Below are 23,176 nucleotides of genomic sequence, written 5' to 3' on the forward strand. Positions count from 1 at the left end.
GTCACCATAGGTCATGCCCGAGCGGCGTGTCAGCAGCTGTTTATCCGGCCTTCCGGACGTCGCGAATCGGCACGTCAATTCCTCGTTCATCCCGCCGTGGCAAGGGCCGCATTGCGCAGCGCTCCGGACGCCGGACGGCCGATTTTCGGACAAAGATCTGACGCCTGACGCCCTTTGCCCGAAGGGGACGCGGCCGCGGTCCACTCGGGCAAAGGGCGTCAGGCGTCACGTCGGTGGCCTTGTTGGGCCGCTCTTGACCAAGAGACGAACACATGCCTACGCTCATTTTCGACTTTGAACGGTTCGATGCTTTCCTACTCCCCACAGGAAGCCATGTCCTCGTGACCGACATTTCTGTTGTGTTACCTGCGCATAACCGACCTGAAGAACTCATCAGAACGCTTCGGAGTCTCACCCAGCAGACACTCCCCACCACCGACTTCGAGGTCATCGTCGTCGACGACGGCTCTCGCGAGGACGCCCGCGCACTCGTCCGGGAATCGGCCGCCGCCCTGTCCTCGCTCAACCTCCGGGTGGTCAGGAACGAAAAGGCCTCGGGCGCCTCCGGGGCCAGGAACCAGGGGGCCCGGCTGGCCACCGCGGACCTCCTGGTCTTCCTCGACGTCGACTGTCTCGCCCATCCCGACATGCTGGCCGTCCACCTCGCGACGCAACGTGAGCGGCGGGTGGCGGCCTCCGGTTACACCCACGGCAGGGAGTTCACCCCGGAGACCTGGGATCTGCGGATCGGCGGCGAGTGGAACTGGGAGTCGGCCGACGAGGTCTTCGCGAAGGCCGCCACCATCGGCCTGCTGCACGACCCGCTGACGGAGCTGCTCGCCGAGCCCCGGCCCAGCGACTGGGCCTTCTTCTGGACCTGCAACGTCAGCGTCCCGCGTGACGCGTTCGAGGCGATCGGCGGCTTCGACGAGAGCTTCGACGTCAAGGGCGTCGAGGACGTCGAGCTGGGCCTGCGCCTGTCGCTGGCCGGGCTCCCGACGGTCTTCCTGCCGGCTTCCCGCGCGCTGCACCAGCCGCACCCCCGCGACCGGCACACGGAGTTGCTGCGGGACCGGCGCAACGACCTCGTCCTGCTCCGCCGCCACCCCACGCTGGAGGTGGAGGCCGTGTGCAGCTTCGACATCGTGAACGCCCGCGCGGCACTGCCCGCGCTGACCGCGTTCCGCGACCGCCTCGCCCCCGAGGCCGCCGACACCGCGCACCTGCCCGTGCTGCCCCGGGCGACGGAGATCCTGGCCGGCGCGGAGAGCACGCTGCTGATCGGCGCGGCCGACGCCTGGCCGGAGACCCTGCCCGCGCCGTCGCTGACGGTCGGCCCCACCGCCGAGGAGACCCCGGGCCGCTCCTACCGGCTGCTGGGCACGCGGCTGCCGTTCGAGGACGGGCAGACGGACGTGGCCGTCCTCACCGACTACTGGCGGGCGCTGCCCGAGGCCACCGCGTGCCGGGTCCTCGACGAGGCGCTGCGGTGCGCGCGCCGCGTCATCGTGCTGAGCGACGTGGCCACCGCGCCGCCGGCCGTGCCGGACCCGGAGCTGGCGGCGGCCCTGGAGGGGGCGGGCACCCCCTTCTGGACGCACACGATCGCGCTGCGCCGCGAGTTCCACCAGTTCCGTTTCACCGCGCTGGACCGGCCGGCGGGCGGGCCGAACGCCGCCGGGGCGAGCCGCGCGTTCACGGTGGAACCGGCCGATTGGCCGCTCACCCACCTCTCGGGCATCACGCACTGACCGGCGCTCGCGCCACAGCCGGTTCGACCATTCCGCGCCACAACGACGGTCGGGGATCAGCCATGCTCACCCGCGAAGAAAACCGTGTCCAGAACCTCAGGGAATTCGAAGAGGGACGTACCCGGCTCCGCAGCCGACCGCGCGCGCTCTTCGTCGAACTCACCGAGAACTGCAACTTCTCCTGCCCCATGTGCCGTTCCGGCGGCCCGTTCGACCGGTCGAAGAACATGAGTTTCGAACTGTTCGAGGAGATCGCCGAGGAACTGTTCCCGACGGCGGAGATCGTTGATCTTCGCGGCTGGGGTGAGAGCACCATCCTCAAGCGTTTTCCCGAGTTCGTCGACCGGACGCTGAGTTACGGCTGCCGCGTGCGGATCGTGACGAACCTGTCCGTGCCGAACGAGGAGATGTGGCGCCATCTGGTCCGCAACCGGGCCCTCATCGCCGTCTCGTTCGACGCGGGCGAGGAGAAGACCTTCGAAACCCTCCGCAGCGGCGCGAAATTCCGGACCATCGTCCGGAATCTCGAAATCCTGGCGGACGAGGGCCGCGCCAGCGGCGTCGGCACGGACAACGTGCACCTCAACGTGGTCGTGCAGGAGGCCGCGCTGGAGGAGCTGAGCCAGATCGTCACGCTGGCCGGGCGCCTCGGATTCCGCGTCCATCTGAACCCCGTGACGCTGGGCCACGACGATCCGGACAACCTCCGATTCCACCGGGACCGGCTCGCCGCCTCCCTCGCGGAGACCGCGCGGGTGGCCGAGGAGACCGGGACGGAGGTGCGGATCGACGCGGCGCTCGACGAGGCGTGGGCGCTCACCGAGCACACCGCCAAGACCTGCACCCACCCGTGGATGTACTGCTACTTCAACTACGCGGGCAAGGTGGGTTTCTGCGATCACCTCATCGGCCAGCCCGGCGAGAGCTATCTGCTGGGCGACCTCAGGACCGCCTCGTTCGAGGAGATCTGGAACGGCCCCTCCTACCGGCGGCTGCGCGCGGAGCACGCGGCCTGGGAGGAGGGCCTCTCGGAACGCTTCGAGGAGTGCAACTGGTGCTACCGCAACAGGTACGTGGACTTCGACCCCGAGACCCATCCCGGCTACGAGAGCCACGTGGTGCGGCTGACGCCGGCGAACTGCCCCGCCGTCAGCGGTGAGGGCACGCCGCGCCCGCCCTCCCCCGGCGCGGCGCGGCGCTCCCTGCCGCTCACCGTGGTCTCGCACCCGCCTCACCAGTCCTGACCCAGGAGAGGGAGTCACCGTGCCTGTCGAAGGAAGTCCCGCACCGCACGCCGGCGCCGCCTGGCCCGAGTGGCCCGAGACCGACGAACGGTCGGTGCGCGCGCTGGCCCGTCCGTTGCTCAGCGGCCGGCTGGCGGTGAGCGGCGCCCGCTCCGTCTGGTCCTCGGACAACGAACGCGCCGCGAGCGAGCTGGCCGCCCTGTCCGGACGCGCGCACGCCGTGCTGACGACCAACGGTTCCAGCGCCATCGTCGTGGCGCTGCACGCGCTCGGCATCGGCCCGGGCGACACCGTGGCGATGCCCGCCACCACGTGGGTGAGTTGCGCGACCGCCGTCTTCCGGGTGGGCGCCCGCCCCGTCTACTTCGACGCGGACGAGGACTCCCCCTGCGGCGATCCGGCCGGGCTCGCCGCCGCCCCGAGCGCCGTGCTGGGCATCCATCTCTACGCCCAGGCGTTCGACGTGGCCCGCGCCAGGGCCGTCTGGCCCGGCGTGCCGATCATCGAGGACGTGTCCCACAGCCAGTTCGGCACGGACGCGCGCGGGCGGCGCCTCGGCGGGCTCGGCGACATTTCGATCATGAGCCTCCAGGCCACGAAGATCATCACCTGTGCGGAGGGCGGCGCGGTCCTCACCGACGATCCGGAGCTCGCCGCACGGCTGGACTCCCTGGTGATGGACTCGCGCCGACGGACCCGATTACCCGCGCCGGAGGCGGCCGGCGAGCTGGAGCCGGCGTTTCTGCTCCACGGCGCCAACCACGCGCTGCCGGAGACCTCGGCCGCGCTGCTCCTCGACCAGCTGGCCAGGTTCCCCCGCCAGGCGGCGGTCCGCGCCGAACGGGCGGCGCTCTTCCGTTCGCTCATGACGGCCCAGGGCTGGGAGGTCGCGGCGGACGAGGGGGTGCTCGGAGGCGGCACCTTCTACGGACTGGCGCTGCGCGTTCCCGACGGGCGCCCGCCGCAGGACGTGCTCCGGGACGTGCACGCCCGCACGGGCGCCGCGCTGGACCGCGTCTACCCGCCGGTCCCCGAGGGGCCGCTCTACCGGCCGGCCACGGTGAAGCAGTTCGCGGCACTCGCGCTCGACACCCCGCCGCCCGTTCCGCACTCCCGGGCCTGGCACACGACCGGTGTGGTCGTACCGCACCAGCTCTTCCTCGCCCCGCCGGAGCGGGTCGAGCGGCTGGCCGCCGCGCTGGGCCGGCCCGGGACGGCGCGGGCCCGGCCGCTCCCGGCGGCGGAGGACACGGCCTCGGAGGCCGAGCCGCCCGTGATCGACGTCGTCGTCATCACCCGGGGCACGCGTCCCACCCTCGACGCCGCGCTGAACAGCGTCACCAAGCAGGATGTGACCGCCCGGATCCGCACCACCGTGTGGATCGACGGAACGGCCCCCGCCCCCGCCGTTCCCGCGACGCTCGACGCGCGGGTGGTCCGCATCGACCGGTCCGACGCCGCGGGGGACGACCCGTTCGACCGCATCGCGGCGCTGCGCAACCTGGCGGCGCGCGGGACCACGGGCGACTTCGTGGCGTTCCTCGACGACGACAACGAGTGGGAGGAGGACCATCTGTCGAGCCTGCTCCGCCTCGCGGTCGGCACCGGCAGCCCCGCGGTGCACTCCTGGCGCACCCTCGTCGACGCCGGGGGCCGGCCGACGCCGGTGACCCGCTTCCCCTGGTTACCACCGGGGCCCGACGCGGACCGGCGCTTCCGGGAGCTGTGCGCGGCGGGCGTGATGGGCGAGGACCCGGTGGTCCGCGACGGCTTGACGTTCGAGCTGCCCGGCGGTCCCACCGGGATGATCGATATGGGTGAGTGGCTCTTCGACCGCCGGCTGCTGGGTCTGCTGGCCTTCCGCCGCCCCCGCACCCGGCGCGAGATCGCCGAGCGCCTCGGTGAGGACGACATCCTGCTGGAGCAGCTGGTGGCGCTGGACGTGCCGGTGCGCTGCACGCGGCGGGCCACCCTGCGGTACCGGCTGGGCGGCATGTCCAGCAGCGAGTTCGGCGACGCCCCGCCGTCCGTCCCCGGCGCCCTGCGGTAGGGCGCCGGCCCGTTCCGCACCGTCGGCCTGCCCGGCATCAGCGCGAGATTGGGAGTGCCCACGATGAGCCTGCACGAGTTCTACGACCCCGAGCTGTACGAGATGAAGATGGGCATCTCGCCCCGGGTCGGCCCCCTGTACCTCTCCGAGCTGCGCGATCTGGCGCCCGGTTCCACCGTGATGGAGCTCGGCTGCGGCATCGGCGACGTGCTGCTGCCGTTCGCCCGGCTCGGCCATCGCGTCGTGGGTGTCGACGGCTCCCCCGGGATGCTGCGCAGATTCCAGGAGCGGCTGGACGAGGAGGAGCTGGACGGGCGGGCCACCCTGCACCGGTGCACGCTGCCCGAACTGCCGGACACCGGGCCGGCGGACGCGATCGTCATGCCGTACGACCTGATCTCACACCTGCTGGACGACACGCTGCTGGACGAGCTGTTCGCCAACTGCCGGCGGATCAGCAAGCCGGAGACGGAGATCCTGCTGGACGTGGCGCGCTTCGACGTCGGATATCTCGGCTCGCTCGCCGGGGCGACGGGCGCGCTCACCCGGGCGCACGACATCCACGACTATCTGGGCGACCACTCCCTGTACGTCAGCGAACAGTCCCGCTACACGCCGGAGACCGGGGTGCTCGCCTGCATCTTCCGGTACGAGGAGCTGGACGCCACGGGCAGCCTGGTCCGCACCTGGTTCCGCCGGCTCCGGCTCTACCCCCGGCGCGCGCGGGAGGTCACGGCGGCGCTGGCGCTGGCCGGCTTCGAGCACGTCCGCGTCGAGGACCGGTCGTTCCCCGACGGGATGGACCACCTGCTGGTCCGGGCCACGGTCGGCCACGGCCCGGGCCTGCCCTCCCGGTCCGCGCCGGGCCACCCCCCGGTGGCACGGGCATCGTCGGAAACTCGCTGAGGAGGGAACGTGGCGGCAACGGACGTACCCCGCCCCCCGGGGACCGTGCCCGGACGCGTCGTCATCACGGGCGGCGCCGGATTCGTCGGCTCCCACCTGGTCGAGTATTTTCTCCACGCGGGCGCCGAGGTGGTCTGCCTGGACGACTTCTCCTCGGGCTCCAAGCGGAACCTGGAGTTCGCCGACCACGGCAGGCTCTCGCTGCGGACGACGGACGTCTCCGAGGAGTGCGACGTGGAGGGGCCGGTCGACGCCGTGCTGCACCTGGCCTCGCCCGCCTCCCCCGCCGACTATCTGAGCAGGCCGCTGGCCACCATGCGCGTCGGTTCCCAGGGCACCTGGAACACCCTGGAGCTGGCGCGCCGCAAGGGCGCGCGGCTGCTGCTCGCCTCCACCAGCGAGGTGTACGGCGATCCGCAGATCCACCCGCAGCCGGAGAGCTACTGGGGCTGCGTCAACCCGATCGGGCCACGGAGCGTCTACGACGAGTCCAAGCGCTTCTCCGAGGCGCTGGCCATGGCCTACCACCAGCACCACGGCGTCGACGTCGCCATCGTGCGCATCTTCAACACCTACGGCCCGCGGATGCGGCACGGCGACGGCCGGGCCGTTCCCACGTTCATCACCCAGGCCCTGGCCGGAACCCCGATCACCATCGCCGGCGACGGCAGTCAGACCCGGTCCTTCTGCTACGTCGACGACCTGGTCGAGGGGATCGCCGCCATGCTCCGCTCCCCCCTCGTCGGCCCGGTGAACCTCGGCAACCCGGAGGAGTACCGCATCGACACCCTGGCCCGGCGGGTGAAGTCGCTCGCCGGCTCCTCCTCCCCTCTCAGATTCATCGATCTCCCCGTCGACGACCCCCGTTGCCGGCGCCCCGACATCGCCAAGGCGCGCCGGGAACTCGGCTGGTCCCCGGCGGTGGGCGTCACGGACGGACTGCGCCGCACCATCGAGTGGTTCCGCCGGTCCCCGGCCGGCTGAGCGGGAAAGGCGGGCGAAATCCGAGGAATCCGCGAGGGGGACCGCGAGGGGGCATGGAGGGGAAAGCGCGCGGCGGAGCGAGGGAACGCGAGGCACATGCCGGGTAATCCGACGAAAAGGGGGAGCATGACGGAACGGACCTCCGCGGCGGTGACCGAGGCCGACATCGCCCGCTGGTACGAGGGCTGCGTGTTCTCCTCCGACTGGACGACGAGCCACTTTCCCGTCTGGACGGACGTCCTCGGCGCCTACCGCCACCGGCCCGTGCGGGTGCTGGAGATCGGCTCCTGGGAGGGGCGTTCCGCGCTCTTCTTCCTCCACTTCCTCGCGGAGTCCTCGCTGACGTGCGTCGACACCTTCGAGGGCAGCGTCGAGCACCACGAGAACGCCTCGCTGGCCCCCTCGGTCGGCGACGTGGAGCGGCGCTTCGACGCCAACACGGCGGGGTTCGCACACCGGTTGGAGAAGATCAGGGGAACGTCGGGGAGTGTGCTGCCGCTCCTGGGCATCGCCGCCCGCCGCTTCGAGGTCGTCTACGTGGACGGCAGCCACCACGCCGCCGACGTCTACCGCGACGCGGCGCTGGCCTGGTCACTGGTGGACCCCGGCGGCCTGGTCATCTTCGACGACTACGACTGGAACCTGATGGAGACCGAGAGCGAACGCCCGAGGCTGGGCATCGAGACCTTCCTGCGGACCGTTCCCGGGCGGTTCCGCGAGATCCACCGCGACTACCAGCTGATCGTCGAGAAGCTCTGATCCTCGCGGTTCGGCAGCCGAACCGCAGTCCGAGCACTGGTGTGAGGGGAGTGCCATCGCGTCATGGGCCTGCTGGATTCCGAACAGACCGCGTTCTTCGACTCGTTCGGCTTCGTCGTCGTGCGGGGCTTCTTCACGCCCGAGCAGTCGGGCCGGCTCTTCCGCGAGGTGGTGGAGAGCCTCACCGGCCAGTACCCCCAGGTGTGCCGGGAACCGGAGCCCGCGGCGCGGACCGGCGCCCCCGTGGACGGGGTCACGAGTTACTTCCTGCCCTTGATGAACCCCGTGACGACGCCCGTGAGCTGCGCGCTCGTCAACGCGTCTCCGCTGCGGGACATCGCCGAACAGCTGCTGGGCGCCGACGCGCTCGTCAAACCCCCGAAGGGGACCTACCTCAGCAACGCCTCGCCCTGGCACCAGGACACCGCCGAGCCGCACCTGCGGGCGGTCAAGTGTGTCGTCTACCGGGACGAGTTGTGCGCGGCCGACGGCACGCTCCAGTTCCTCCCCGGCTCCCACCGGGGAGACCTCGCGGAGCGACTGGCCGGCTACCGGGAGGAGATGGCCGTCGACGGGGAGTTCCACGAACTCGGCGAGGAACGCCGCTGGCCCGGCTTCGTCCCCTCGCTCGGACCCCGCGACGTGGTCGTCTTCGACCCGCACATCTGGCACGGCAGCGTCCACGGCCGCGCGCGGTTCAGCTGGACCACGTCGTTCGTCGCCGTCCCGGAAGGCCCGGAGGAACGCGCGGCGGCGCGCCGGTACATCGCGCAGTTCCTCGGCCAGGATTTCGTCTACGACCAGGAGACGTACCCCTACTACGATCCGCGCTGGTCAGGCCGTGACGCCCCGTCGTTCGCGGGACGGATGAGGGAACTCGGCGTGCTGTGACGGCCGGGCCGGCCCGTCCCCCGGCGCATCCGGCGGTGGCGGTCCGGCCCGGCCCCGCCCGGCTGCCCCGCGCCGTCCGCGACCCACCGGCCGTCCGATAAACGGCAGGAGGGTACCCGTTCTCCGGACGGGATTCGGCCATTTACTTGACGCGACCCTGACAGGCGCACCCCCGGCTGGGAACCTGTCAGCAGCCCGCTCGGCGCCCCTCCCCGCCTCCCCGCTCCGGCCCCGCCCGCCCCGGGCCCCTCCCCACCGAGGCGGTACGCACCGTCGCGTACCGCCGTGTCCCCACCGGCAGGTCCACCCCGTCACGCCGGTTCCCCGGCCGCCCCGCACCCCGGGGGCGGCCGCAGCCGAAGGAGTCCGTGTGAGACCCGACCCCCGTTCCGCACGCCGGTCCGCGCACCGTTCCCTACGCCGTTCCCTGCACCGCTTCACCTCCGGTTCCCTCCGCGGTTCCCTCCGCGGAGCCGCAGCCGGCTCCGTCCCCCGCGCCACCGGCCGTCCCCCCGGGCGCCCCGCCCGCCGGGGAACCGCCGCCGGGGTGCTGATCGTCACCGCCGCGCTGCTCGGCGGCGGCCTCCAGGCGGCCGGTCCGGCCTCCGCCGCGCCACCGCCCCGCCCCGGCCGGGGCGCCCTCCCGGCCCCCCTCACCCCGGGTGAACGGGCCGGGCTGCTCCGCGAGGCCGACTCCACCCGCGACCGCACCGCCGAGGTTCTCGGCCTCGGCGCGCGCGAGCGGCTGGCCGCCCGGGACGTCACCCGCGACCGTGACGGCACCACGCACACCCGCTACGAGCGCACCTACGACGGCCTGCCCGTCCTCGGCGGCGATCTCGTCGTCCACCGCGCCGCGGACGGCCGCCACGAGGGCGTCACCCGGGCCACCCGCCACACCGTCACCGTGGCGACCACCCGCGCCCGGATCACCGCCGCCACCGCCCGGAAACAGGCGCTCACCACCGCCGAGCGGGAGGCCGGGCCCCGGGTCACCGCCGGGGAGACCCCGCGCAAGGTGGTCTGGGCCGGGTCCGGCGAGCCCGTCCTCGCCTGGGAGACCGTCACCGGCGGGCACCAGGAGGACGGCACGCCGAGCGAACTCCACGTCCTCACCGACGCCACCACCGGGGCGGAACTCCACCGCTGGCAGGGCGTCCACCAGGGCACAGGCAACAGCCAGTACTCGGGGCAGGTCCCCCTCGGCTCCACCGGCGCCGCCCCCGTGTTCACCCTCACCGACACCGCCCGCGGCGGCCACGGCACCTACGACCTGGCCAACCGCACCAGCGGCACCGGGACGCTCCTCACCGACGAGGACGACGTCTGGGGCGACTCCACCCCGGCCGACCGGCAGACCGCGGCCGTCGACGCCCACCACGGCGCCGCGCTCACCTGGGACTACTACCAGGAGGTGCACGGGCGCAGCGGCATCCGGGGCGACGGCGTCGGCGCCCGCTCCCGCGTCCACTACGGCAGCTCCTACGTCAACGCCTTCTGGCAGGACTCCTGCTTCTGCATGACCTACGGTGACGGCGCGCGCAACGCCCAGCCGCTCACCTCGGTCGACGTGGCGGCCCACGAGATGACCCACGGCGTGACCGCCGCCACCGCGAACCTCAACTACAGCGGCGAATCGGGCGGCCTCAACGAGGCGACCTCCGACATCTTCGCCGCCGCCGTCGAGTTCCGCGCCGGCAGCGCCGAGGACCCCGCCGACTACCTCGTCGGCGAGAAGATCGACATCAACGGGGACGGCTCCCCGCTCCGCCACATGGACCGGCCCTCCAAGGACGGCAGTTCGAAGGACTACTGGTACTCCGGACTGGGATCGGTGGACGTCCACTACTCCTCCGGGCCCGCCAACCACTTCTTCTACCTGCTCGCGGAGGGCAGCGGCGCCAAGGAGATCAACGGCGTCCGCTACGACAGCCCCACCTACGACGCCCTCCCCGTCACCGGTATCGGCATCGGGGCCGCGGAGAAGATCTGGTACCGCGCCCTCACCACGTACATGACCTCCACGACCACCTACGCGCGGGCGCGCACCGCCACCCTCCAGGCCGCGGCCGACCTCTACGGCGCGGACGGCGCGGAGCACGAGGCAGTGGCCCACGCCTGGGCGGCCGTCAACGTCGGGGCCCGCCCGGGCGAGGGCGGCTCCACCGGCGAGACGTACCAGGCCACCGACGACGTGGCCATCCCCGACGCCGGGGAGGCCGTGACCTCGCCGCTGACCGTCGCCGGCCGGGGCGGCAACGCGCCCGCGCGGCTCGCAGTCGGCGTGGAGATCGTCCACACCTACCGGGGCGACCTGGTCGTCGACCTGCTCGCCCCGGACGGTACGGCCTACCGGCTGAAGGACGCCGACAGCTGGGACTCCGCGGACGACGTCAGCGAGACCTACACGGTGGACGCCTCCGCGGAGTCCGCCGACGGCACCTGGCACCTCCGCGTCCAGGACCTCGCCGCCCGGGACACCGGCTACATCGACAGCTGGCAGCTCACGTTCTGAGCGACAGGCCCGGCACCGGCCCGGGAACCCGGCCGGGCGCCCGCGTTCCGGGCGGCCGAACCGGCCCGGCCCGGCGGGGTCCACCGCCGGCACCCGGGACCCCGGGCCCGTGCACCCCGGACTCCCTGGGCCGGAGCCCCGGGGCGCACGGCTCACGGTCCGGGCGGGCCAAGACACCCGCCCGGACCGACCGGCGGCTCCGGGCCCGGGCCGCCGTCCGGTACGCGCCGCGCCCCGGTTCCGTCCGTTCACCACGGACGCGAGCCGGGGCGCGGCCCATGGCGGAGGGGGCGGGCCGGGGACCTGACCGTCAACCGGACCGCCGGTCACCGGGTCCCGGCCCGGACCGTCCCGTCCCGTCCGGCCCGGCCCGGTCCGGCCGTTCCGGCCCGCCGTGTCACGGCCACCCGGCCGCCGGGTCACCGCACGCACGCGTCACCGCACGCACGCGCCCCCAGGGCCACCTCACCGGCTCACCGCATCAGCACCCCCGCCCCCTCCGGGCCGGTCTCCTGCGGAACGGCCGTCAGGCCCAGCTCCGCCGGGTCCGCCAGCAGGGGATGGGCGGGCAGCACGCGGACGGTGAAGCCGAAGGAACCGGTCCGCTCCAGGGTGAGCCGCCCCTCGTAGAGCCGGCGGCCCTCCGTGTCGGGGCCGCCGGACGGTTTCAGCGGCACCGCCCGGCCCCCGGTGATCCGGTCCTCGCCGTCCACACGGCCGGCGACCGCCTGCACCTCCACGTCCTCCGGGACCAGCGTGTCCAGGGCGACCCGGACCCGCAGCGCCAGCTCCGAACCCAGCTCCGCCGTACCGCCGTTGCCGTGAGCCGCCTCCGCCTCGACGTGGTCGACGGCGACCCGTGGCCAGGCCGACCGCACCTTCGCCTTCCAGGCCGCCAGCTCGCGGGCGGCGTCCGCGTCCAGCCGGCGGTGGGCGCGGGCGGCCGGAGCGTACAGCTCGCGCACATAGGACTCGACCATCCGTTCGGCGAGCACCTTCGGGCCCAGCTCCGTGAGCGTCCGCCGGACCATCTCGATCCAGCGGCCGGGGAGACCGGCGGCGCCACGGTCGTAGAAGAGCGGGGTGACGCGCTGCTCCAGCAGCTCGTAGAGGGCGTGCGCCTCCAGGTCGTCCCGCCGGTCCTCGTCGGTGGCCGGGCCGTCGGCGGTGGGGATCGCCCAGCCGAAGTCCGGCTCGAACCACTCGTCCCACCAGCCGTCCAGCACCGAGAGGTTGAGGCAGCCGTTGAGCGCGGCCTTCATCCCCGAGGTGCCGCACGCCTCCAGCGGGCGGAGGGGGTTGTTCAGCCAGACGTCGCAGCCCGGGTAGAGCTTCTGCGCCATCGCCATCCCGTAGTCGGGCAGGAAGACGAGACGGTGCCTCACCCGCGGGTCGTCCGCGAACCGCACCAGCTCCTGCACCAGCCGCTTGCCGCCGTCGTCCGCGGGGTGCGCCTTGCCGGCGACGACGATCTGCACCGGCCGCTCCGGGTGGAGCAGCAGTTCGATGAGGCGCTCACGGTCCCGCAGCATCAGCGTGAGCCGTTTGTACGAGGGGACGCGACGGGCGAAGCCGATGGTGAGCACGTCCGGGTCGAGCACCCCGTCGATCCAGCCCAGTTCGGCGGCGGCCGCGCCGCGCTGCCGCCACGAGGCGTACAGCCGCTCCCGCACCTCGGTGACGAGGCGCTCGCGCAGGGTCCGCCGCAGCTCCCAGAGGCCGGCGTCGGACAGCCCGGCCGCGCCCGGCGCGCCCGGCCCGTCCGGCGCGCCGCGGAGCACCTCGGGCGCCGTCCAGGTCGGCGCGTGCACCCCGTTGGTGACGGAGCCGATCGGCACCTCCTCCGGATCGAAGCCGGGCCACAGCCCGGCGAACATCCCCCGGCTGACCCGGCCGTGCAGCAGCGAGACCCCGTTGGCGCGCTGCGCCAGCCGGAGCCCCATCACCGCCATGTTGAACAGGTGCGGCTCGCCGCCCGGGTAGGTCTCGGTGCCCAGCTCCAGGATGCGCCCGGCGTCCACCCCGGGGAGCTCGCCGCCGTCCCCGAAGTGGCGGGCGACGAGGTCCCGGTCGAACCGGTCGATGCCGGCGGGGACGGGGGTGTGGGTGGTGAAGACGGTGCCCGCGCGCACCGCCTCCAGGGCGGAACCGAAGTCGAGCGACCCGTGCTCCGCCTCGCCGAGCTCGCGGATCCGCTCCAGGCCGAGGAAGCCGGCATGGCCCTCGTTGGTGTGGAACACCTCCGGCGCCGGATGCCCGGTGAGACGGCAGTACGCGCGCACCGCGCGCACCCCGCCGATGCCGAGCAGCATCTCCTGGAGCAGCCGGTGCTCGCTGCCGCCGCCATAGAGGCGGTCGGTCACCTCGCGTTCGTGCGGCTCGTTCTCCTCGGTGTCGGAGTCGAGCAGCAGCAGCGGGACCCGGCCCACCCGGGCCTCCCAGATGACGGCGTGCAGCGACCGCCCGCCGGGGAGGGCCAGCGTCACCCGCGCCGGCCGCCCGCCGGGTTCGCGGAGCGGGGCGAGCGGCAGCTCGTTGGGGTCGAGCAGCGGGTAGTGCTCCTGCTGCCAGCCGTCGCGGGAGAGCGACTGCCGGAAATAGCCGCGCCGGTAGAGGAGCCCGACCCCGATGAGCGGCACGCCCAGGTCGCTCGCGGTCTTCAGGTGGTCGCCGGCGAGGATGCCCAGCCCGCCGGAGTACTGGGGCAGCGCGGCGGTGATGCCGAACTCGGGCGAGAAGTAGGCGATGGCGGCGGGTGGTTCGGCACCGGGGCCCGCGGTGCCGGCGGTCTGGTACCAGCGGGGCCCCGTCCGGTACTCCCGCAGGCCGGCGGCCGCCTCGGCGAGCCGGTCCAGGAAGTCACGGTCGGCGGCCAGGCTCTCCAGGCGGGCCGCGGAGACCCCGCTGAGCAGCCGGACGGGGTCGCCCCCCGCGGTCCGCCAGCCCTCGGGGTCGACGCCCCGGAAGAGGTCACAGGTCTCGGGATGCCAGGACCAGCGCAGATTCCGCGCCAGTTCGCTGAGCGGTCGTAGGGGTTCCGGAAGGACGGGACGCACGCTGAATCGACGAATGGCCTTCACAGTTCGACGGTAGCGAGACGGGCACCCCCACCGCACACATTCACGCGCACCGTCCGCGGCTCACCACCGAACGGCCGCCCGCCCACCGGTGGCGCGACGGCCGCGAGGAGCCGGCGCGACGACGGTGCGGGGCCGCCGGACGGCCACCTGGGCGGGGCCGCCGGACCTGTCCCGATACCACCCCGTTCGACCGGCCGAACGTCGCGTCACGGCACCCGCCCACGGCCGAACATCGCCGGACATCTGGCGCGACGCGCCGGAAGGGACGACTCTGTGAAAGCCCTTTCCCACCAGGAGGCACCATGTTACGTACCACCCCCCACCGGCCGCCGAGATCGCGGCACGACGGCCCGTCCCGCCGGCCCGGACGGCTGTTCACGCTGTTCACCGTCGCCGCCGTGGCCGTGCTGGGCACGGCCGGCCTCTCCGCCCCGGCCTCGCCGGCACCGGCCGCGCCGACCGCGACACCCCGTCAGATGGAGAAGCTCAACCGCGGTTTAGTAAGCGTTTACACGGGTTCGGGGAATCTGGTGAGCTGGCGCTGGCTCGCCACCGACCCGGACGACGTGGCGTTCAACGTCTACCGCGGCTCCACCAAGGTCACTTCCTCACCGGTCACCGGGTCGACCAACTACCTCGACCAGGGCGCCGCGGCCGGTTCCGAGTACACCGTCCGCCCCGTGATCGGCGGCGCCGAGCAGGCGGCCTCCGAGCGCGCGCTGCAGTTCCGCGGCGGCTACCTGGACGTCCCCCTCTCCCCTCCGTCCGGCTCCACCACGCCTGACGGCGGCGCCTACACCTATGAGGCGAACGACGCCTCCGTCGGCGACCTCGACGGCGACGGCGCCCTGGACCTCGTGCTCAAGTGGGCGCCGACCAACTCCAAGGACAACTCCCAGTCCGGCTACACCGGCAACACGATCGTCGACGGCATCCGGCTCGACGGCACCCGGCTGTGGCGGATCGACCTGGGCCGCAACATCCGCTCGGGCGCGCACTACACCCAGTTCCAGGTGTACGACTACGACGGCGACGGCCGCGCCGAGGTGGCGATGAAGACCGCCGACGGCAGCCGGGACGGCACCGGCGCCGTCGTCGGCAACGCCTCGGCCGACCACCGCAACTCCTCCGGCTACATCCTGAGCGGCCCCGAGTACCTGACCGTGTTCGACGGCCGGAACGGCGCCGTCCGCTCCACCGTGGACTATGTGCCCGCCCGCGGAACCGTCTCTTCCTGGGGTGACTCCTACGGCAACCGCGTCGACCGCTTCCTCGCCGGGACCGCCTACCTCGACGGCTCCCGTCCCAGCCTGATCATGGCCCGCGGCTACTACACCCGCACCGTGATCACCGCCTGGGACTTCCGGAACGGCGCGCTGACCCGCCGCTGGACGTTCGACTCCAGCAGCTCCGCCAACGCGGGACGGGGCTACGACGGCCAGGGCAACCACGCCCTGTCCGTGGCCGACGTGGACCAGGACGGCCGGGACGAGATCGTCTACGGCGCCATGGCCGTGGACGACAACGGCGCCGGACTGTGGACCACGCGGCTCGGACACGGCGACGCCGGGCATGTCGGGGACCTCAACCCCTCCCGGCCCGGGCTGGAGTACTTCAAGGTCTCCGAGGAGACCTCCAGCCCCGGCTCCTGGATGGCCGACGCGCGGACCGGCCAGATCCTCTGGCAGACCGCCTCCGGGGCCGACAACGGCCGTGGGGTCGCCGCGGACATCTGGGCCGGCAGCCCCGGCGCCGAGGCCTGGTCCGCCTCCGACACCACCCTCCGCTCGGTGACCGGCGGCTCGCTCGGCCGCAAGCCGTCCAGCCAGAACTTCCTCTCCTGGTGGGACGGCGACCCCGTACGCGAACTGCTGGACGGCACCCGCATCGACAAGTACGGCCCGAACGGGGACTCCCGGCTGCTGACCGGCTCGGGCGTCGCGTCGAACAACAGCACCAAGTCCACCCCGTCGCTCTCCGGGGACATCCTGGGCGACTGGCGCGAGGAGGCCGTCTGGCGCACCTCGGACAACCGGGCGCTGCGGATCTACTCCACGCCGCACACCACCGACCGCCGGATCACCACCCTGCTCCACGACGCGCAGTACCGCACCGCGCTCGCCTGGCAGAACACCGCGTACAACCAGCCACCGCACCCGAGCTTCTTCATCGGGAACGGCATGGCGACACCCCCACGGCCGGCCGTCACCACGCCGTGACCGGCATCCGGCGCGGGTCCGCCCCGGCGGACGGGGCGGACCCGCGTCCCCACCGGTACCGCCGGACCGCCGGGGTGCCGGGACCGCCGCGGGTGCCGGGGTCCCGGGGGTGCCGCCGTCGGCGGAGCACCGGAGCGGCGGGACCGCCCGGACGGCCGTGGGGGCGCCGGCCGTGCGGGAGCGGACGGCCCGGGAGAGGACCGGGGAACAGCCGGCGGAACAGCCGTACGGCGCGGCCGGGGAGTGCGGGTGAACCGCGGGCGGACCGGCAGGCAGGCAGGCCGCGGAGGGGAGCCCGGGCGGACGGCCGGCGCCGTGTGAGGGTCCGGTGAGGGTACCGGCCCGCCGCCGTGGCCGCCGGGCACCCGGCTCCCCCGGTCCTCCCCGCTCCCGCCATCCGGCCGAGACGGTTCCGTGACCCCCGCGTCGCACAGGGCACCAAAACCCCCGCCTCCCGTCGGGTTGAAGCACACACCCGCCGCACAGTGCTCACGCCCGACCTGGCGGCCGCCTTGTCACCAGGGGTCCCGCGGGGCAACCCTGATGCCCACTCACCCCGGTCCCCTTGGGAAGGAACTCCGCCATGGCGCCCTCCCGCGCACCCCGTGCCGTCGCGCACGGCTCCCGCATATCCCGCGGCGCCCTGCTCGCCGCCGTCTCCGCCACCGTCCTGCTGGGTGCGACGCTGCCCGCCCACGCCACCACCGGCGCCGCGGCACCGGCCGGCCGCATCCTGGACACCGGGTCGCCGGACGCGGTCGGCGGCAGTTACATCGTCAGCCTGGAACCGGCCTCCGGGCTCACCGCCCGCTCCGCGGCGGGCGAGGCACTGGCGCGCAAGTACGGCGCGAAGATCGACCACACCTACGGCAGCGCCCTCAACGGCTACGCCCTGAACCTCACCGAGGGGCAGGCGAAGCGGCTCGCCGCCGACCCCCGGGTGGCCTCGGTCGCCCAGAACGCCCGGGTGCGCATCGCCGAGACGCAGGCGAACCCGCCCTCCTGGGGGCTGGACCGGATCGACCAGGCCGACCTGCCGCTGGACCACTCCTACACCGTCCCGGGGAACGGCGGCGCCGGCGTCACGGCCTACGTCATCGACACCGGCGTCGACACCACCCACCCCGACTTCGGCTCCCGCGCGCACAGCGGCTGGGACTTCGTCGAGGGCGACGCCGTCGCCCAGGACGCCCACGGTCACGGCACCCATGTCGCGGGCACCGTGGCCGGCACCGCCCACGGCGTCGCCAAGAACGCCGACGTGGTGGGGGTACGGGTGCTCGACGCCGAGGGGTCCGGGACGATCGCGCAGGTGATCGCCGGCATCGACTGGGTGGCCCGGAACGCGCGGAAGCCGGCCGTCGCCAACATGAGCCTCGGGGGCGTCCTCAACTCCCAGCTGGACACGGCGGTCCGTAACGCCGTCGCCTCCGGTGTGACGTTCACCGTGGCCGCCGGCAACAACGGCCTGCCCGCACTGCTGTTCTCCCCGGCCCGGGTGGCGGAGGCGATCACCGTGGGCGCCACCGACCGGAACGACGCCCGCGCGAGCTTCTCCAACTGGGGGCCCGGGGTGGACGTGTTCGCCCCCGGTGTGGACACCGTCTCGACCTGGCCCGGTGGGGGCACCCGCACCGCCTCCGGCACGTCCATGGCCTCCCCGCACGCCGCGGGCGTGGCGGCGCTCCATCTCGGCGAGCACCCGGACGCCACACCGGCGCAGGTGGAGACGGCACTGACCTCGGGCGCGGCGCAGGGGAAAATCAGCGGCGCCGGGACCGGCTCGCCCAACCGGCTTCTGCAGTCGGGCAGCTGAGAGGCGCGCTCCCGCACCAGCCGCGCCGGGGGACGCGCCCCGCACGGCTCGCCCACCGCCCGCCGGCGGCTCACCCGACGGCTCACCTGGGGCCTCACCCGACGGCTCACCGGCCGGCCCGCTCCCCCCTCGCGCTCCCGGGGGAGCGGGCCGGTTCACTTTTTACCTCCCGGACTTCCGTGCGGACGGTTTTCCCGTCATACCCGGTATGCGCGAGGGGCAGACTCCACCGATAAGTGGCACCGCCGTCCCGCACCACCCCGGACGCCACTCCCGCTCGACCCCGCCAGATCCCGCTCGACCCAGCCCGGAACTGCACGTAACTGCACACATCTGCACGTACCTGCACGGACTCGCTCGACCCGGTTCGAACCAGCTCGCACCCATCCGAAGTCGCTGGGACACGCCTGAAGCTGTCACCCAGCTGAGTGAACGCGGACAGGAGCGCCCATGCCCGCACCCGGTCAGTCGTCAATGGAGCATATAGAAAGAACAAAAGCTCCCAGATCCCCCTCCACCGTGGCCCGGACCGCTACACCTCCAGGTGATCCCATGATCGGACGCATCCCCGTGCTGGACATCCGCCCGCTCGTCGCGTGCGGGCGGCGGCCGGCCAAGGCGGTGGCCGGTGAGAGCTTCGAGGTCAGCGCCACCGTCTTCCGCGAGGGCCATGACGCGGTCGCGGCCAACGTGGTGCTGCTGGACCCCACGGGCCGGCCCGGCCCCTGGACGCCCATGCGTGAACTCGCCCCCGGCACCGACCGCTGGGGCGCCCGCGTCACCCCCGACGCCGAGGGGCTCTGGAGCTTTCTTGTCGAGGCGTGGAGCGATCCGGTCGCCACCTGGCGCCACCACGCCGAGGTGAAGATTCCCGCCGGGATCGACACCGCGCTCGTCCTCGCCGAGGGCGCCGCCCTCCACGAACGGGCCGCCGTGGACATCCCCAAGCGCGCCGGCCGGGAGGCGGTCCTGCGCGCGGTGGACGCGCTGCGCGACGAGGATCTGGGCGCCGCCGCCCGGCTGGCGGCCGCCCTCACCCCGGAGGTCGTCGCCGCCCTGGACCGCCATCCGCTGCGCGAACTCGTCACCGCCTCCCGGCCGGTGCCGCTGCTGGTCGAGCGTCCCCGGGCCCTCTTCGGCTCCTGGTACGAGCTGTTCCCGCGCTCGGAGGGCGCCCGGGTCACCCCCGGCGAGCCGCCCGTCAGCGGCACCCTGCGCACCGCGGCCGAACGGCTGCCGGCCGTCGCCGCGATGGGCTTCGACGTCGTCTACCTCCCGCCGATCCACCCCATCGGCACCGCCTACCGCAAGGGGCCCGACAACACCCTCACCCCCGGCCCGCACGACGTCGGTTCACCCTGGGCGATCGGCTCCCCGGACGGCGGCCACGACGCGATCCACCCGGACCTCGGCACCTTCGAGGACTTCGACCACTTCGTGTCCGCCGCCCGCGCGCTGCGCATGGAGGTCGCGCTGGACTTCGCCCTCCAGTGCTCCCCCGACCATCCCTGGGTACGCGAGCACCCCTCCTGGTTCCACCACCGGGCGGACGGCTCCATCGCGTTCGCGGAGAACCCGCCGAAGAAGTACCAGGACATCTACCCCGTCGCCTTCGACGCCGACATGAACGGCGTCGTCCGCGAGACGCTGCGGATCCTGCGGCTGTGGATGGACCACGGGGTGCGGATCTTCCGCGTGGACAACCCGCACACCAAGCCCGTGGTCTTCTGGGAGCGGGTGATCGCCGAGATCAACCGCCGCGACCCGGACGTCATCTTCCTCGCCGAGGCGTTCACCCGCCCCGCCATGATGCGCACCCTGGCCCAGATCGGGTTCCAGCAGTCCTACACCTACTTCACCTGGCGCAACGGCAAGCAGGAGCTGACCGACTACCTCACCGAGCTCTCCGGGGAGACCGCCGCGTACATGCGGCCCAACTTCTTCGTCAACACCCCCGACATCCTCCACGCCTATCTCCAGAACGGCGGCCGCCCCGCCTTCGAGGCACGGGCCGTCCTCGCCGCGACCCTCTCCCCCACCTGGGGGGTGTACGCGGGCTACGAGCTGTGCGAGAACATCCCGGCGCGCCCGGGCAGCGAGGAGTACCTGCACTCGGAGAAGTACGAACTGCGGCCCCGGGACTGGGCGGCGGCCGAGCGGGAGGGGCGCACCATCGCCCCGCTGATCACGGAACTCAACCGGATCCGGCGCCGCCACCCCGCACTGCGGCAGCTGCGGGACCTCCACTTCCACCACGCGGACAACGACGCCGTCATCGTCTACTCGAAACGCACCCACGGTGATGATCCGGACGTCGTCCTCACGGTCGTGAACCTCGACCCGCACCACACCCAGGAGGCGACGGTGTCGTTGCGCATGCCGGAACTCGGCCTCGATGGGCACGACTCCGTCCCGGTGCGCGACGAGCTCACCGGCGAGACCTACCACTGGGGCAGGGACAACTACGTGCGGCTGGACCCGGGCCACCGGCCGGCGCACGTCTTCACCCTGCGACCGTCCTCACCGATCGGAGGGTCACCCAAATGATCATCAACGAGCCCGTCCAGGACACCTTCGAGGACACACCGGCGAAGGACCGCGACCCCGACTGGTTCAAGCGGGCGGTCTTCTACGAGGTGCTGGTCCGCTCCTTCCAGGACAGCAACGGCGACGGCATCGGCGACCTCAAAGGCATCACCGCCAAGCTCGACTACCTCCAGTGGCTCGGCGTGGACTGCCTCTGGCTCCCGCCGTTCTTCAAGTCCCCGCTGCGGGACGGGGGGTACGACGTCTCCGACTACACGGCCGTCCTGCCGGACTTCGGCGACCTCGCCGACTTCGTGGAGTTCGTGGACGCCGCCCACCAGCGCGGCATGCGCGTCATCATCGACTTCGTCATGAACCACACCAGCGACCAGCACCCGTGGTTCCAGGAGTCCCGGCGCGACCCGGACGGCCCCTACGGCGACTACTACGTCTGGGCCGACGACGACAAGCAGTACCAGGACGCCCGGATCATCTTCGTCGACACCGAGGCGTCCAACTGGACGTTCGACCCGGTGCGCAAGCAGTACTACTGGCACCGCTTCTTCTCCCACCAGCCGGACCTCAACTTCGAGAACCCGGCCGTCCAGGAGGAGATCATCTCGGCGCTGCGCTTCTGGCTGGACCTCGGCATCGACGGCTTCCGGCTGGACGCCGTGCCCTACCTCTACGCCGAGGAGGGCACCAACTGCGAGAACCTGCCCCGCACCCACGAACTCCTCAAGCGGGTCCGCGCCGAGATCGACGCCCACTACCCCGACACCGTGCTGCTCGCCGAGGCCAACCAGTGGCCGGAGGACGTCGTCGACTATTTCGGCGACTTCGAGCAGGGCGGCGACGAGTGCCACATGGCGTTCCACTTCCCGGTGATGCCGCGGATCTTCATGGCGGTGCGCCGCGAGTCGCGCTACCCCGTCTCCGAGATCCTCGCCAAGACCCCCGCCATCCCCTCCGGCTGCCAGTGGGGCGTCTTCCTCCGCAACCACGACGAGCTCACCCTCGAAATGGTCACGGACGAGGAACGCGACTACATGTACGCCGAGTACGCCAAGGACCCGCGGATGCGCGCCAACATCGGCATCCGCCGCCGGCTCGCCCCGCTGCTCGACAACGACCGCAACCAGATCGAGCTCTTCACCGCCCTGCTCCTCTCCCTCCCCGGCTCGCCGATCCTCTACTACGGCGACGAGATCGGCATGGGCGACAACATCTGGCTCGGCGACCGCGACGCCGTCCGCACCCCGATGCAGTGGACCCCGGACCGCAACGCCGGCTTCTCCTCCTGCGACCCGGGCCGGCTCTTCCTGCCGACCATCATGGACCCCGTCTACGGCTACCAGGTCACCAATGTCGAGGCGGCCATGAGCAGCCCCTCCTCACTGCTCCACTGGACCCGGCGGCTCATCGAGGTCCGCAAGCAGAACCCCGCCTTCGGCCTGGGCACCTACACCGAACTCCCCTCCAGCAACCCGGCGGTGCTCGCCTTCCTCCGGGAGATGCCCGCCCCCGGCCCGGCGAACGGGAGCGGCGGCGCCGGCGGTCCGGGCGGCCAGGGCGGTCCGGGCGGCCAGGACTTCCAGGAGGACGACCTGGTGCTGTGCGTCAACAACTTCTCCCGCTTCGCCCAGCCCACCGAGCTGGACCTGCGGGCCTTCGCCGGGCGCCACCCCGTCGAACTCATCGGCGGCGTACGCTTCCCGGCCATCGGTGAACTCCCCTATCTGCTCACCCTGGCCGGCCACGGTTTCTACTGGTTCCGGCTCCGCCGCGCCACGCCGGTGACGGGGCCCGAACACCCCGGTGGCGGAGGCGGCGCGCACGGCGAACGCTGAGGGGCGGGCCGGGTTCGGCGGCCCGGTGGCTCCGGCCGGGGCCCGGGCCCGCGGGGTGGGCTCCCGGGTCCGCGTCCGCGTTCGGGTTCACGGGCAGGGACGGGGACGGGGACGCTTCCGCGACCGGGGAGTGAACCCTCCCGGGCAGCGCCGGTGCCGGCGAGGGGGCCTGCCGGAACCGCCCTGAGTGGGGGAAGGCCCCCTCGTCGAAACACCCCTGACATGGGGGCCGGCCGAAGGCCCGTCCGTGGGGCGGTACTTCCGGAACCGCCGGTTTTCACCGTCCGGCCGGGGGCAGGCTCCCCAGAGCAGGCAGCAGGCTCCAGCAACGCCAGTCCACGCAGCGTAGCCACGTCACCCAGCGCAGCCAGTCCGCACAGCGCAGCCAGTCCGCACAGCACACAGGCCGCGGGCGCGCCCCGACCCTCAGCTCGGGCCCGGCTCACGGCCTTACCTGATCGGACGATCCTCACCCGACACGTCCCGCACCGCCGGACAGCAATTGCCGCCATCCGGGACACTTCGCGCATCGCGCGCATCGACGGTGTGCCCGGGGAAAGGACGCGACGCCATGTCGGAGGGCCC

At 72.9% G+C, this 23,176-nt stretch carries 13 protein-coding genes; 12 read left to right on the plus strand and 1 reads right to left on the minus strand.

What is annotated here, in order from left to right; genetic code table 11:
* Positions 1 to 359 precede the first annotated feature (359 nt).
* The 8 genes from HCK00_RS21635 (at position 360) to HCK00_RS21670 (ending at position 11,100) form a co-directional block, all read left to right on the plus strand.
* Entirely contained in the window at positions 360 to 1,751 is a 1,392-nt protein-coding gene (locus tag HCK00_RS21635; RefSeq protein ID WP_168103692.1) for a glycosyltransferase, read from the plus strand.
* A 62-nt stretch (positions 1,752 to 1,813) separates the two neighbouring features.
* Positions 1,814 to 2,995 carry a radical SAM protein gene (locus HCK00_RS21640; RefSeq protein WP_168103693.1) on the plus strand — a complete coding sequence of 394 codons (1,182 nt, stop codon included), beginning with the start codon at positions 1,814 to 1,816 and terminating at the stop codon, positions 2,993 to 2,995.
* A 19-nt stretch (positions 2,996 to 3,014) separates the two neighbouring features.
* Positions 3,015 to 5,045 carry a DegT/DnrJ/EryC1/StrS family aminotransferase gene (locus tag HCK00_RS21645; protein WP_168103694.1) on the plus strand — a complete coding sequence of 677 codons (2,031 nt, stop codon included), beginning with the start codon at positions 3,015 to 3,017 and terminating at the stop codon, positions 5,043 to 5,045.
* A 63-nt stretch (positions 5,046 to 5,108) separates the two neighbouring features.
* Positions 5,109 to 5,951, plus strand: a complete 843-nt coding sequence (locus HCK00_RS21650) for an SAM-dependent methyltransferase (protein WP_168103695.1) — start codon at positions 5,109 to 5,111, stop codon at positions 5,949 to 5,951.
* Positions 5,952 to 5,960: 9 nt separating this feature from the next.
* A complete protein-coding gene (locus tag HCK00_RS21655) occupies positions 5,961 to 6,935 on the plus strand; it encodes a UDP-glucuronic acid decarboxylase family protein (protein ID WP_311765420.1) in 975 nt (324 codons plus the stop codon).
* 126 nt (positions 6,936 to 7,061) lie between these two features.
* Positions 7,062 to 7,694, plus strand: a complete 633-nt coding sequence (locus tag HCK00_RS21660) for a class I SAM-dependent methyltransferase (RefSeq protein ID WP_168103696.1) — start codon at positions 7,062 to 7,064, stop codon at positions 7,692 to 7,694.
* Positions 7,695 to 7,757: 63 nt separating this feature from the next.
* Entirely contained in the window at positions 7,758 to 8,585 is an 828-nt protein-coding gene (locus HCK00_RS21665; protein ID WP_168103697.1) for a phytanoyl-CoA dioxygenase family protein, read from the plus strand.
* A gap of 547 nt (positions 8,586 to 9,132) precedes the next feature.
* Positions 9,133 to 11,100, plus strand: a complete 1,968-nt coding sequence (locus HCK00_RS21670) for a M4 family metallopeptidase (protein ID WP_311765421.1) — start codon at positions 9,133 to 9,135, stop codon at positions 11,098 to 11,100.
* 473 nt (positions 11,101 to 11,573) lie between these two features.
* On the opposite strand, the gene glgP is transcribed toward HCK00_RS21670, so the two are convergent.
* The gene (gene glgP / locus HCK00_RS21675; RefSeq protein ID WP_168103698.1) at positions 11,574 to 14,180 is read right to left on the minus strand and encodes an alpha-glucan family phosphorylase; all 2,607 of its coding nucleotides are present in this window, start codon (positions 14,178 to 14,180) and stop codon (positions 11,574 to 11,576) included.
* 302 nt (positions 14,181 to 14,482) lie between these two features.
* Here glgP and HCK00_RS21680 point away from each other — a divergent pair, with 302 nt between their 5' ends.
* From HCK00_RS21680 to treS, 4 genes are all read left to right on the plus strand, one after another.
* A complete protein-coding gene (locus HCK00_RS21680) occupies positions 14,483 to 16,399 on the plus strand; it encodes a rhamnogalacturonan lyase (protein ID WP_168103699.1) in 1,917 nt (638 codons plus the stop codon).
* Between the two features lie 583 nt (positions 16,400 to 16,982).
* Complete coding sequence (locus tag HCK00_RS21685) at positions 16,983 to 18,215, plus strand: S8 family peptidase (RefSeq protein WP_168103700.1); 1,233 nt, start codon at positions 16,983 to 16,985, stop codon at positions 18,213 to 18,215.
* 552 nt (positions 18,216 to 18,767) lie between these two features.
* Positions 18,768 to 20,762 (plus strand): alpha-1,4-glucan--maltose-1-phosphate maltosyltransferase, encoded by a 1,995-nt coding sequence (locus tag HCK00_RS21690; protein WP_168103701.1) that lies wholly within the window; start codon positions 18,768 to 18,770, stop codon positions 20,760 to 20,762.
* Positions 20,759 to 22,591: a maltose alpha-D-glucosyltransferase gene (gene treS / locus HCK00_RS21695; RefSeq protein ID WP_168103702.1), complete on the plus strand. Its 1,833-nt coding sequence runs from the start codon at positions 20,759 to 20,761 to the stop codon at positions 22,589 to 22,591. Before HCK00_RS21690 ends, treS begins: the two co-directional genes overlap by 4 nt.
* Positions 22,592 to 23,176 lie beyond the last annotated feature (585 nt).

This window comes from Streptomyces zingiberis, assembly GCF_012034935.1.
GTDB classification, from domain to species: Bacteria; Actinomycetota; Actinomycetes; order Streptomycetales; family Streptomycetaceae; genus Streptomyces; species Streptomyces zingiberis.

Coding starts and splice junctions, on each gene's coding strand:
- HCK00_RS21640 (WP_168103693.1), top strand. CDS start 1,814: ATGCTCACCCGCGAAGAAAACCGTGTCCAGAACCTCAGGGAATTCGAA.
- HCK00_RS21650 (WP_168103695.1), top strand. CDS start 5,109: ATGAGCCTGCACGAGTTCTACGACCCCGAGCTGTACGAGATGAAGATG.
- HCK00_RS21660 (WP_168103696.1), top strand. CDS start 7,062: ATGACGGAACGGACCTCCGCGGCGGTGACCGAGGCCGACATCGCCCGC.
- HCK00_RS21665 (WP_168103697.1), top strand. CDS start 7,758: ATGGGCCTGCTGGATTCCGAACAGACCGCGTTCTTCGACTCGTTCGGC.
- HCK00_RS21680 (WP_168103699.1), top strand. CDS start 14,483: ATGTTACGTACCACCCCCCACCGGCCGCCGAGATCGCGGCACGACGGC.
- HCK00_RS21685 (WP_168103700.1), top strand. CDS start 16,983: ATGGCGCCCTCCCGCGCACCCCGTGCCGTCGCGCACGGCTCCCGCATA.
- HCK00_RS21690 (WP_168103701.1), top strand. CDS start 18,768: ATGATCGGACGCATCCCCGTGCTGGACATCCGCCCGCTCGTCGCGTGC.
- treS (WP_168103702.1), top strand. CDS start 20,759: ATGATCATCAACGAGCCCGTCCAGGACACCTTCGAGGACACACCGGCG.